The organism is Streptomyces sp. L-9-10 (assembly GCF_004151105.1).
GTDB lineage: Bacteria > Actinomycetota > Actinomycetes > Streptomycetales > Streptomycetaceae > Streptomyces.
This window is the reverse complement of the sequence record NZ_PHRF01000028.1, coordinates 134,809-147,248: the sequence shown is the minus strand read 5'-3', so window position 1 is coordinate 147,248 and position 12,440 is coordinate 134,809. Positions and strand designations below refer to the sequence as shown.

The following is a 12,440-nucleotide window of genomic DNA, read 5'->3' as shown; positions in this document are numbered from 1 at the left end:
TTCAAGACGAGTCGACAGCACGGTATTCCGAGGGATGGCAATGGCAGTATTTAATAGACCCATGAACGATTCACCCATCCTGGTCATCGGTGGTACCGGAAAGACAGGACGACGCGTAGTCGAGCAATTGTCCGAACGCGGCGCGCGCCCCCTCTCCGCTTCCCGCTCCGGAGAGCGCCGGTTCGACTGGCAGGACAAGAACACCTGGGCGCCGGCCGTGGCGGGCACCGGGGCGGCCTATCTCGTGGACTCACAGGGCGAGAATGCCGCGGAGTTGATGGCCGAATTCGTCGATGTCGCGGTGCAGGCGGGTGTGCGCCGCCTGGTGCTGCTGTCCGCGCGCGCCTGGGAACAGGCGGGCGACGACGCGGTGTTCGCCGTGGAGCGCGCGGTGCGGGATTCGGGGGCCGGCTGGACCGTGCTGCGGCCTACGTGGTTCGCGCAGAACTTCAGCGAGGAGCCGTTCCTGCGGGACGCGATCGTGTCCGGCGAGGTCAGGCTGCCCACCGCCGAGGGCCCCGAGCCCTTCATCGACGCCGAGGACATCGCCGCGGCGGCGGCCGTGGCGCTGCTGGAGGACGGCCACGACGGCACCACGTACGCACTGTCGGGGCCGCGGGTGATGACCTTCGGCGACTGTGTGCGCGAGATCGCCGAGGCGACGGGCCGGGACATCTCCTATGTGCCGGTCTCCGGCGTCGAGTACGCCGACCACCTGGTCGGACGTGGGTACGACCGTGAGTACGCGGAGTTCGCCGCCGACCTGCTCGGCGAGGTGGCCAAGGGCGGCGGCGGCTATCTCTCCGACGGTGTACGGCGGCTCCTGGGCCGTGAGCCGCGCGACTTCACGGCCTATGTGAAGGACACCGTGCCGAGCGGTGTCTGGACGGTCTGAAGCAGCCGCGGCGGCGGTGGGGGCCGGGAGGATGTTCCCGGCCCCCACTGCTCTGCTCTTGCCGCCGGTCGCTCAGGGGTCCGCGCCTCAGCGGCCCGCCGGGTCGTTCGGGCGCGACCGGGGCCCCGCGTCGGCGTATTCGACGGTGCTCGTCCGCGCGGCGGCCGCCCGGTTTCGCCGGCCGCGAGAGAAGCGGCGCATCGCGGGCCGCTCCACGCCCACGTACAGCGCCCAGGCCAGCAGCAGCGAGACGGCGAGCCACAGTACGAGGAGGCCCACGGCCGCCCAGGTCGGATAGGTATCTCCTTCTGTGCCGAGGACGCTCATGGCACCGGGCAGAACCAGCCACTGCGTCAGATAGAAGGCGAACGAGATCTCACCGAGCCACACGGCCACCGGGTGGCGCAGGAGCGAGGGCCGGCCGCTGACATCGAGCTGCGCGACGGCCGGGATGAGCAACGCCACCGGCACGATGGTGGCGGCACCCAGGCCGAAGCTCGCGGGCAGCTGGAGCGAGACGACGTAACAGGCGACGAAGAGCAAGGTCAGCGGCAGCACCCGGAAGCCGGCCCACCGTCCGGTGAGAACGATACGGGCGAGCACCATGCCGAGCAGGAAGTCGAGAACCCTCACCGGAGGCAGGACGTAGAGGAACCAGTAGACGGCCGCCGGCGCCGGGTCGTCGGGGGCCGGCAGGGTCGGCTCGGCGGGCAGTACGGCGAGCGCCAGCGCGGGCAGCGCCATGATGACGGCCATCAGGCCGCCGGCCCACCACCACAGACGCTCGGTGCGGATCTTGAGCAACCGGGCATGCAGGAAAGGAAACAGCAGATAGAAGAGGCTCTCGCAGGCCAGCGACCAGTTCGCCTTGTTCATGCTGAAATACACGTTGACATCGGGCACCCATGCGTGGAGCAGCGCGAAGTTGAGCAGCTGGGTGGTGACGGGCGTCGCGACGGACGCGAAGAGGACCAGCGCCACCACGAACGTCACCACATGGTTGGGAAGGATCTTGGCGAACCGGCGCCGCCAGAACGCGGGAGCGGTGTCATTGCTCCTCGCCGACCAGGTCAGCACGAATCCGCTGAGGACGAAGAAGAACGAGACCCCTATCCAGCCCGTCTTGCTGAATATTCGCAGAAATGTATCCCCGATCGACCGGTTGTCGAAGAGCTGAACCAGCCCGGCGTGAAACATGAAAACCATGAATGCGGCGATGAAGCGCACTCCGGTCAGTGAAGTCAGCCGGGCCCGTGGACCGCTCTCTGTGGGCAACGCCGAGCTCATACGGAATTCCCTTCCTGGATTCTCCTGACGAGAATGAGAAAGCCACCCTATGAGGGTGGCTCACCATGGCGGGTAATCCGTGACTCTCTTCATCGCGTGGCCAGTTGGCCAGAGGCGGCGATGACCGTCGGATGGGCGGGCGGCACCGGGAGATGCCGCCCGCCCTGTGGGGTTCAGACCGCCGCGACGTGGTCCAGCAGTCCCGCGCCGTCCTGGGCGCGCAACAGCTCGCACACCGCGCGCAGGCCCGTTTCGAGCTGGGCGATCTCCTGGTCACCGATGGCGACCGAGGGCTCGAAGCGCAGTGTGTTGGGCGAGCTCGCCGTCGGGAAGGTGCGCACACGGTGCTTCGCCAGAAGCCGGCCCGCGATCGCGTATCCGAGAGTGGAGCCCCGGGCATGGTCGCGCAGTTGGGGGGAGGCCGAATCGGATGCGTCACGGAACTCGAGCCCCACCATCAGTCCCCTGCCACGTACGTCCGCCACCACGTCGGGGAAGTCCTCCCGGACCGCGCGGAGCCGTTCGAGAAGGCGGGCGCCACGCTCGGCCGCGCGCCGGTAGAGGGCGCCGTCGTCGGCTTCGAGGAGTTCGAGCACCTTGAGGGCGATCGTGGTGGAGAAGACGTCCTTGGCGAACGTGGAGCTGTGCACCAGCTCGAACTCGCGGCGGTAGCGGGAGGAACGGGCCAGCATCACGGAGGCCTTGGCGATCCCGCCGCCGAGGCTCTTGGCCAGGGCGTAGTAGTCACCGCGAAGGCCGATGGCCGAGCTGGCCAGGAAGGTTCCGGTGCGGCCCATGCCGCTCTGCACCTCGTCGACCACGATCGGGCAGTCGACCTGGGCGCAGGCGGCCTGGATCTGCGCCGCGGACCGCACGTCGAGCGACCGGATGCCTCCCTCACCCTGGACGGGCTCCAGGACGAAGGCGCAGAACACCGGAAGGGGCCGGGTGATGACGCCGACCTCGCCGCCCATCACGACCAGATCGAGCAGATCCACGCGCTCCTCGTCGAAGATCTTCGGGAGCGCGGGGATGTCGGCCTGGGCGATGAACTTCGCCGTCGTGGCGAGCGCGGCGAAGGGCTCACGGTAGGCGGCGTTGTGGGTGAGCTTGCCGCTGCCCATCAGCTTGCCGTGGAACCCGCCCTCCAGAGCGAAGATCAGCGGCGCGGCGCCCGCCCGCGCCGCGTTCACCTCGTCGATCCGGCGCACGACGGCTTCGATGTCGGCGGTGTCCACGCCGATCACGAGGGACGTCTCGGGGGACACGGTGGCACGGCCCGCCGCCACCTCGGCACGTACGGCCTCGACGTTGGCGGATATCTCCGCGCGGAGTTCGGTCAGCTTCATGACCCGGTCGAGTTCGGCGTGCTTGACCGCGACCTCGACGGCCTCGGCGCCGGTGCTGGCGAACACGGCCGAGTACGTCTCGTCGTTCCCGGTCTCGCGGCGCACGATGTCGTTCAGCGCCGCCGCGAGGTCCTTGGCGTACGGATGGCGCGAGAACTGGGCGTGGACCGGGGCTCCGCCCTCCAGCATCTGCTTGGCGAGGGCCACGATCGCCGGGTGGTTGTGCCCCAGCATCAGGGAGCCGTAGCCACCGGCGAAGTCGACCACGGGAATCTCCTGTCCGTGCTCGTCCCGCCGGTACAGGTAGTCGCCTTCGGCCCGTACGTAATGGGCGTCCAGCCCGACGGAGGCCAGCCAGCCGAGCAGGAAGGGCTCGGCCAGATCGATGTCGTCCATGGTCGGATCGGATCCTTCGGATCGGGGGTCGTGGGAAGCGCCGTCGGCGTCCGGCTCGTCGGTGGACAAGCCTGTTCAGTGGTACTGGGTGATCGTCGGCCCGACTCCGAGGAGTGCCCGGCCGTAGTCCTCGACGATCATCGGCAGGCCGAGCATGGCGTGCCGGCTGCCCACCTCCAGGTCCCGCCAGTAGCTCTGCAGGACGTTGGCGTGGGCGAAGCCGCTGGTACCGGCGACGTCGAGAAGCTTCTGCATGCCCTCCCTGGCACGGGAGAGCGCGGTCGCGGAGTGCATGCGCGCACGGGCGCGGTCCACGCGGGCGAGTTCTTCCCCGGGCAGCAGGCTGTCGAAGACATCGGCGACATGCAGCATGTGCAGCGAGGCGGTGTCGACGAGGTGGGTCGCCTCGGTGAACAGGTGCTGGATGACCGGTGAGTCGGCGGAGCGCCGGTAGGTGGAGTACGCGATCGGTCTGCCCCTCTCCAGGGACTGGCCGACGATGTCGAGGCCGCCCTGGGCCGCGCCGACCAGCGCCGACAGGGAGTGCAGATTGCCCTTGACCAGCTCGGTCGGAGAGAGGAGTTCCTCGAGCCGGTCGAGGTTGTCCTTCTCGACGACCAGGGTGCGCCGGTCGGGCACGAACACCTCGGTCACCGTCATCCCGTTGGTGCCGGTGCCCCGCATGCCCGCGACGTTCCAGGTCTGCTGGATCTCGGCTTCCGCCAGGGGGACCAGGACATTGACCGCTCCGGTCGTCTTCCCGTCGTCGTGCAGCGGAATGCCGATGAGCAGCGCCCAGTCGGAGATCTCGCAGCCCGAGGCGTAGGGCGCGCGGGCGGTGACCTTGAGTCCGCCCGGCACCCGCTCGGCGTGGGAGTCGGGAGAGCAGCCCGCCGAGAGGAACACCGCGTCGGGGTTGTCGCCGAAGATCTCCTGAGTCGCCACCGCCTCCAGGATGAGGGTGAACTCGGTGGACGCCGCGTGGTTGGCCACGATCCATCCGGTTGAGGCGCAGCCGCGCCCCACCTCCGAGATGATCTGTACCTGGGTGCGCATGCTCGGGTGGAGGCCGCCGTGGTCGGGCGGGGTGGTGAGCCGGAACAGTCCGGCAGCGCGCAGCGCTTCGAGGTTCTCCGGGACGGGGTTGCCCAACTCCTCGGTCGCCGCCACGTTGGAGCGCAGCAGCGGGATCAAGGCACGTGCGCGGGAGATGAGTTCCTGTGGAGTGGCGGACGGCTCGGTGGCCGGGGCGGTCGCGGTCATGCTTGTTCCTCCTGTCGCCTGCGGGAAAACGCTTTTCCTTCTTCGCGCCGGCACCTTCCGCGCATTGCTGGGTGGATTATGGTCGCCTGGGCAATCTATTTGGCGCCGCCGAAGAGCAGGTCATTGCCGGTTCTCGATTCGGTAATCGATGCCCGGGGGGATTCAGGAACGCCGGGTTATCGGTGAGTTGACGGGCGCCGGAAGGATGCGGGGTAGCGTACGGGCCGTCACGCGCCGGCAGTCGAGAAGGCACGATTGACCTGCGGAAACGCGGCGCATTCATGGTCGCCCCGGCCGACCTGACGGAGGAGCAAACCGTGGTGGATTCAGTACGGAAGAGCGCGATCGTCCTGGGTGCTGGCATGGCGGGGCTGTTCGCCGCGCGTGTGCTGGCCGATTCCTATGCCGAGGTCGTGGTGGTGGACCGAGATGTACTGCCGACCGGAAATGAGCCGCGGCGCAGGGTGCCCCAGGGAAAGCATGTGCACGGACTCCTCGCCCGCGGTCAGCAGATCATCGAGGAATTGTTTCCGGGGGTCACGGATGAATTCGTGGCGGACGGTGCGGCGTACGGTGATGTGACCGCTCAGGTGCGCTGGGTCCTGGACGGCCGGCCGATGCGGCAGCCCACGTCCGGTCTGCGGGTGGTCTCGGCGAGCCGGCCGCTCCTTGAGAACCGCGTCCGCGACCGGGTGGCCGCGCTCGCTCCCGTACGGTTCCTCGAACGATACGACGTGGTGGAACCGGTGGTCGGGGACGACGGCCGGCGAGTGACCGGTGTGGTGCTGACCGGCCCTTCCGGCGCCACCGAGACACTCGCGTGCGATCTCCTCGTGGACGCCACCGGGCGCGGCTCGCGCGCCCCGGTCTGGCTCAGTTCCTGGGGCCTGCCCGAGGTGCCGGAGGAGACCGCGAAGGTGGGCCTCGGTTACACCACGCGGCACTACGCCCTGCCGGACGAGGTACTGGGCGACCAGGTGTCCCTGCATGTCGTGGCCTCCCCGGCGGCGCCGCGCGGCGCGGTGTGCGCGCGGGTCGAGGACGGCCGGACCGTGGTGACGGCGTACGGCGTCAACGGAGACCATCCGCCGACCGACGAGGAGGGTTTTCTCGGCTTCCTCAAGTCCCTCGCGACGTCGGACGTCTACGACGCGGTGCGGCAGGGCCGCCCGCTCGACGAACTCGTGGCCTATCGCTTCCCGGCGAACCTGCGCCGCCGCTACGAGGACCTCGGCTCGTTCCCCAAGGGGTTCCTGGTGATCGGCGACGCCGTGTGCAGCTTCAACCCCACCTACGCCCAGGGCATGACCGTCGCCGCGATCGGGGCGACGGTGCTCAGGGACCATCTGGGCCGGGACGGGGAGCCGGCCGCCGGCGCGTACTTCGCGGATCTGGCCCGGGAAGCCATCGACACCCCGTGGGGCATGGCGGTCGGGAACGACCGGGCCCGCCTCGGCCTGGCCGATCCGTCCTCCGCCGAGCAGCGGCAGGCGGCCCGCGTCACGGCGGCCGCGGCACGCCACGACGAGGTCGCCGTCGCCTACGCCCGGGTCGTCAGCCTGGTCGACGGCCCCGAGGCGTTCGGCGCTCCCGGGTTCACCGCCCGTGTGGAGTCCGCTCTCGCGCGGCCGAAGGCGAAGCCCGGACGTGAGGTCGTGGAGGTCACCACCGGTGGACTGACCTTTGACGTGGAGACCGCCGGGCCGGACGACGGGGAGGCGGTGGTCCTGCTGCACGGCTGGCCGCACCACTTCGAGTCCTGGACGGATGTCGTGCCGGTCCTCGGCAGGGCCGGCCTGCGCACCATCGCTCCCAATCAGCGCGGCTACTCCCCGGGGGCCCGCCCCACGGCGGTCGAGGACTACCGGCTCCCTCTGCTCGCCCAGGACGTCCTGGGGATCCTGGACGGGCTCGGTGTGGAGCGGGCGCATGTGGTGGGGCACGACTGGGGTGCCATCGTCGCCTGGTACCTGGCGGCCCGGCACGCGGACCGGATACGGACACTGACAGCCGTCGCCTTTCCGCATCTGGACGCCTACCAGCACGCCTACCGCGTCGATCCGGAGCAGCGGGAGTCCTCGAAGTACGTCGGACTGCTGACGGCGGAGGGCTCCACGGAGTACTGGCTGGGCGACGACGCCGCCTCGCTGCGCGCACTGCTCGCCGGTGCGGACAACGCGCTGACCCCCGAACAGCAGGCCCGCTACGTCGACTTCCATACGCGGCCGGGCACCTTCCACGCGGCCCTGAACTGGTACCGCACCGGCGCGCTCCTCGACGGTCGCAGCGCACTGGGTGAGGTGACGGTGCCCACGACCTTCATCTGGAGCGTGGAGGACGAGTCGGTCAGCACTCTGGCCGCCCGGAAGACGTCCGAGTACGTATCGGCTCCGTACCGTCTCGTGACCTTGGAGAAGGTGTCGCACTGGCAGCCGCAGCAGGTGCCGGACCTGGTCGCGGCCGAGATCCTCACGCGCGTCGCCACCGGCGGTGACGGCCGTACCGGGGACAGCCGCGGTTGAGGTGCCGGCCGGCTCCCTGATGCGCCGGCTCCCTGGTGCGACGCCGGTCTCCAGGACCTGGACGAGGTCCTGGAGACCGGCGTTGCCGTATGCGCGGGTTTCCCTCGCGTGCCGCGCTCCTACGGGCCGGCGAGCCGCCGACTCGTCGTCGCCGGGTCCTTCGCCCCACCGGGCGCGTGACCCGGTGGGGCGACATCGGTTCCCGTGCTACGCGAGCGGCTGGGGCACACGCCGGCCGGCGCCGACGCCGCCGAGGTTGCGCTGCGGCGGCACGGAGGCGTCCATCCGCATGAGGGTCCGCAGTACCTTCCGTCTGCCGGACGGGACCATCTGCTCTCCGAACCCCTCCCCGATGCGGCTGGTGGGGAAGGTGACCACTCCCTGGCGCATCTTGGCGAGCAGGATGTCGGAGAGCCGGTCGACGGTGGCGTCGGAGAGGGGCGAGAGACTCAGCGTGGTGCCCTGGACCTGCCCACTGCCCCAGGAGGGCCTGCGGTCGAGCAACTGGGGCCGGGCGGCCAGGAGGACCATGAGCGACGGCAACTGGGGCGAGTCGACGAGCTGTTCGAGGAAGTCCAGGCTCGCGTCGTCGAGTTCATGTCCGTCGTCCACGAAGACCACCAGGGGCTGCGCGAGGGCCACCGCGCGCAGCAGCCTGATGCCGGCCTCGGCCAGCGGTTCGACGCGGTGCGGGGCCGGCCCGTGCCCGCCGGTGGTGATGAGTTCGGTGACGCCCGCGTCGACCTCGGCGGCCTCGTTGGGGTCCGCGATGCTCGCGTACACACGCTGTCGTACGAGTCCGGCGACGGTGGCGGTCTCGGTGGCGCATGGCGCGTCGCACAGGGCGAGCAGGAAGTCCCTGAGAAGACCGAGCGGGCGGTCCACGCACTCGGGGCCGCTCATCAGGAACCGCGTATCGCTCCAGCGGGCCATGGCACGGCCCTCGAATTCGAGCACCAGCCGGGTCTTGCCGGATCCGACTCCACCGAGAAGGGTGACCAGCTGGGGCACCGACCGGTGCCGCGAGCGGGCCAACAGGCTTCCCAGGACGTCAAGTTCGGGATCCCGGTCGATGATCGGAATCGAGGGGTGCGCGAGGGAGCGCCAGTGGGCGGAGCGCACACGCCAGCCGGTAGCGGTCCCGCCCGAGCCGCTGTAGCTGATGGTGGTGTTGGTACGGGCCCTGGTGGTCTCGTCGGCCCGCACGGTGCCGGCGGAGGTACGGGCCAGGAGGGTCCGGCAGGTGTCGACGGCCGGTCCGACGATCATCGGTGGGGCGTCGGTGCCCTCGACGAGGCGGTACAGCTGGGCCTCGCCCGTGGCCACGGTCGCCCGGATGCTCACCGGCTGCCGTTTGGTGAATCTGGTGGTGCAGGGGAGGCAGGTGAGCATGGCGAGGGCGGCGGAGACCGCGCGCTCGGGGGCCTGGTCGCCGGTGAACACGGCGAGCAGTGCCGGGCCCGCCGGTGCCGCGACGGCGCCGCCGAGATACTCGACGGTGTCCCGCAGCGAGTCGGCGACCGAGGCGAGGCTGGACTCGACGTGCGGGTCGTCCGGCGCGGCCCCGCCGTCGTCGACGGCCGTCTGCACCATGACCACGCTGTACTCCCGGGCATCCGGCCGAACCGGTCCGGGTGCGGCCGGCCACTCGCCCACGACAGTCCGTGCGACGGCCGGCTGCTCGGGCGCGGCCCGCCGCAACAGCTCGGGCCGTACGGAGTTGATCACGGTCCGGGGCCGGGCGCCCTCGGCGGCCCCGGGCCGGGTGCTCCCGGCGGGCGGGCGTTCGGCCGCGGTGACGAGCAGCGCGTCGTCGTGACGCAGGATCGCCTGCTGGAGCGACTGAAGCCGGTGGCCGGGTTCGAGGCCGAGCTCCTCCACAAGACGTTCGCGCAACCTGTTGTACGAACCGAGCGCGTCGGTGTGCCGGCCGCACCTGTACAGGGCGAGCATGAGCTGGCCGCAGAGCCGTTCGCGCAGCGTGCCCGCCTCCACGGCGGCCTCGATCTCCCGCAGTACGGCATGGTGGCGTCCCAGGGCGAGTTCGGCCTCGAAGTAGTCCTCAAGGGCGTCGATCCGGGCATTCTCCACGCCCGTCAGCTCCGGCCAGTCGAAGCCGGCCTCGACGAGGTCGGCGAGGGCGTCGCCGCGCCACAGCCCGAGGGCCTGGCGCAGGGTCGCGGCGGCGCCGTCCGTCGAGCCGCCGGCCAGCTGGGCCCGGCCTTCTTCGGCCAGCCGGTGGAACCGGTACAAGTCGACGTTCTCCGGGTCCAGTTGCAGCGTGTAGCCCGGCGGCCGGGTGATCAGCGAGGCCCGGCCCGCCATATCCTCCCGCGGGTTGAGGGTTCCCCGCAGACCCCAGATGGCGTTGTGCATGATCTTGCGTGCGGAGTTGGGTGGTTCGTCGACCGGCCACAGAGCCTCCATCAGCGCACTGGTGGAGACGACCCGGTTGGCGTTGAACAGCAGAAAGCCCAGCATCGCCCGCTGCTTGGTCCCCTGAACGGGCACGGTTCTGTCATTGTCCGAGAGTTCCAGCGGCCCGAGGACACGGAACTGCATGTGCACTTCTCCCCCTGTAGGTGCAGACATATGGGGGGACACACACGGCTCCCCCGGACCGCCGCCATTGCCGGTCGTTTCGGCATACGAGTGGAACGGCGCCCGCACCGCACCCACGCTGTACGGGCACCTTGATGTCATGCCCCGGTGCTGGACGACGTGGTTCGCACGTGCTGCTCGGCCAGGACTTCGTCGTCGTGGCGTTCGCCGTCGTGGCGCTTGTCGTCGTGGCGCTTGTCGTCATGACGCTCGTCGTCCGCCGCCGACTCCTCGGCGCCGGTCACCGGAACCTTCCGCAGCAGCCACACGGACAGGCCGCACAGCAGCACGCTGAGACAGGCACTCACCACGGCCGCGGTGTGGAGTCCGGAGGTGAGACCGGAACGGACCACATCGGCCAGGGTGGAGCCGAGTTCGCCCGGGACGCGTTCGGCGACGGCGACGCCGCCGCTGTAGTTGCCGGCCGCCTCGGCGACCACGTCCTTCGAAACACCGGCCGGTGCCGAGTCGTTGACGTGGCCCCGGTAGACCGCCGCCATCACGCTGCCGGTGGCGGCGATACCGAAGGCGAGGCCGAGTTCGTAGCTGGTCTGGCCGACCGCGGCCGCCTGGCCCGCCTTCGCCGGCGGAGCGGCGCCGACGGCGATGGCCGTGCCGAGTACGGTGATCGGCGCGAGGCCCGCCATCATCACGGTGGTGCCGACAGCTGCGGTGGCGACCCCGGAACCGTCGGAGGGCAGGGTGGTGAGCACCACGAAACCGATGACGGCGAACAGCGCGCCGCCCGCGATCACATAGGCGGGGCGGACCCGGCGGGTCAGCAGGGGCGTGGCCTGCGAGCCGATGACCAGGCCGACGGCCGGCAGCACCATCAGCCATCCGGTCTCGGCCGAGGGCACACCGCTGACCAGCTGGAGGTACTGCGGAACCACGTACTCCACACCGTTCATGGCGGCGAGACCGACGAACAGCAGCAGCAGCGCCGCGGTGAAGGTCCGCTGGCCGAACAGACTCAGCTCCAGGAGCGGGTTGTCGATACTGCGCTGACGGGCCACGAACACGGCACCGAAGACCGCACCGGCCACCAACGGCACCACGGTCCAGAGCGCGAGGCCGTGCTCGCCGAAGTTCTTGATGGCGAGGACGAGCGGCAGCAGGGTCAACAGCAGCAGCGGCATGCTGATGAAGTCGAGCTTCTTCGCGTCGGGATTGGCGTGCTCGGGCACCGTGAACGGCGTGACGATCAGCGCGGCCGCCATCACCGGTACGCCGAGCAGGAACACCGAGCCCCACCAGAAGTGCTCCAGCATGACCCCGCTGATCACCGGGCCGATGGCGATACCGGCCGACAGCGCGGTGACCCACATGGCGATCGCCCTGGCCCGCTGCCGCTCACCGGTGAACATATGGGAGATCAGTGCCAGGGTGGCGGGCATGATCGCGGCGCCGGCCACTCCCAGGAGGGCCCGGCCCCCGATCAGCACCAGCGGGTTCGGCGCGTACGCGGCCACGACCGAGGCGACGGTGAACGCGGCGGCGCCGATGAGCAGGACCCTGCGCCGGCCGAAGCGGTCACCGAGATTGCCCGTGAGCACCAGGAGACCCGCGATGACGAAGCCGTAGATGTCATTGATCCACAGCAGTTCGGTGCTGGTGGGCTCCAGGTCGGCGGAGAGCGGCGGAGTGGCCAGCCACAGGACGCCCAGGTCGGCGGTGAGCAGCATGGTGGGCAGCAGCAGGAAGGCCAGACCGATCCACTGCCTCGCCCCCGCCCGGCGGGGTGGCGTGTCACTGATTTGGCTGGTCATGGGGTGGTCCTCCTGGACGCTCAGGTCGGGTGACGAAGGGGGCCGCCGGACGGGGGCATCGGTGCGGTTCCGTACTGGCCGGCGGCCGTACATCGAGTCGACCCGCCGCAGTGCTCCGCGCGAGTCCGGCAGGGGACTCCGGCGAACTGCCGCTCCGGCGACGCGACGGGGGATTCCCGTCGCCGGAGCGGCAGCGATCCGAAGCGCCTGGGAGCATGAGAGGACCCAGGCGGATCAGGAGCGGTCCGGGCCCGTCACGCGTGTCGCTCATCGGCCGGTCCCGGACTTCTCACGCCCCGATCCTGCGGCACCGGCCACGGCCTGGGCCACGGGAACCTCAATAAGTCGCAGGAGGAGT

At 70.2% G+C, this 12,440-nt stretch carries 7 protein-coding genes; 2 read left to right on the top strand and 5 right to left on the bottom strand.

Annotated features, from left to right (window positions below):
- Positions 1–61: 61 nt before the first annotated feature.
- Positions 62–895, top strand: a complete 834-nt coding sequence (locus tag CU044_RS08690) for an NAD(P)H-binding protein (RefSeq protein ID WP_129767894.1) — start codon at positions 62–64, stop codon at positions 893–895.
- An 87-nt stretch (positions 896–982) separates the two neighbouring features.
- On the opposite strand, the gene CU044_RS08685 is transcribed toward CU044_RS08690, so the two are convergent.
- The 3 genes from CU044_RS08685 to CU044_RS08675 all read right to left on the bottom strand — a co-directional run bounded on the left by CU044_RS08685 (position 983) and on the right by CU044_RS08675 (position 5,190).
- Positions 983–2,182: an acyltransferase gene (locus CU044_RS08685; protein ID WP_129767893.1), complete on the bottom strand. Its 1,200-nt coding sequence runs from the start codon at positions 2,180–2,182 to the stop codon at positions 983–985.
- A 173-nt stretch (positions 2,183–2,355) separates the two neighbouring features.
- Entirely contained in the window at positions 2,356–3,927 is a 1,572-nt protein-coding gene (locus tag CU044_RS08680; protein WP_129767892.1) for an aminotransferase class III-fold pyridoxal phosphate-dependent enzyme, read from the bottom strand.
- 75 nt (positions 3,928–4,002) lie between these two features.
- Positions 4,003–5,190 (bottom strand): acyl-CoA dehydrogenase family protein, encoded by a 1,188-nt coding sequence (locus tag CU044_RS08675; protein WP_129767891.1) that lies wholly within the window; start codon positions 5,188–5,190, stop codon positions 4,003–4,005.
- Between the two features lie 317 nt (positions 5,191–5,507).
- Between CU044_RS08675 and CU044_RS39420 the strand changes: the two genes are divergently transcribed.
- Complete coding sequence (locus CU044_RS39420; RefSeq protein ID WP_240045439.1) at positions 5,508–7,712, top strand: alpha/beta fold hydrolase; 2,205 nt, start codon at positions 5,508–5,510, stop codon at positions 7,710–7,712.
- A 207-nt stretch (positions 7,713–7,919) separates the two neighbouring features.
- Here the strand turns inward: CU044_RS39420 and CU044_RS08660 are convergent, their stop codons facing one another.
- Together CU044_RS08660 and CU044_RS08655 are read right to left on the bottom strand one after the other, a co-directional pair.
- Positions 7,920–10,274 (bottom strand): BTAD domain-containing putative transcriptional regulator, encoded by a 2,355-nt coding sequence (locus CU044_RS08660; RefSeq protein ID WP_165371822.1) that lies wholly within the window; start codon positions 10,272–10,274, stop codon positions 7,920–7,922.
- 137 nt (positions 10,275–10,411) lie between these two features.
- On the bottom strand, positions 10,412–12,082 hold the full coding sequence (locus CU044_RS08655; RefSeq protein WP_129767889.1) for an MFS transporter: 1,671 nt from the start codon (positions 12,080–12,082) through the stop codon (positions 10,412–10,414).
- Between the last annotated feature and the right edge of the window lie 358 nt (positions 12,083–12,440).

Coding starts and splice junctions, on each gene's coding strand:
- CU044_RS08690 (WP_129767894.1), top strand. CDS start 62: ATGAACGATTCACCCATCCTGGTCATCGGTGGTACCGGAAAGACAGGA.
- CU044_RS08685 (WP_129767893.1), bottom strand. CDS start 2,182: ATGAGCTCGGCGTTGCCCACAGAGAGCGGTCCACGGGCCCGGCTGACT.
- CU044_RS08680 (WP_129767892.1), bottom strand. CDS start 3,927: ATGGACGACATCGATCTGGCCGAGCCCTTCCTGCTCGGCTGGCTGGCC.
- CU044_RS08675 (WP_129767891.1), bottom strand. CDS start 5,190: ATGACCGCGACCGCCCCGGCCACCGAGCCGTCCGCCACTCCACAGGAA.
- CU044_RS08660 (WP_165371822.1), bottom strand. CDS start 10,274: ATGCAGTTCCGTGTCCTCGGGCCGCTGGAACTCTCGGACAATGACAGA.
- CU044_RS08655 (WP_129767889.1), bottom strand. CDS start 12,082: ATGACCAGCCAAATCAGTGACACGCCACCCCGCCGGGCGGGGGCGAGG.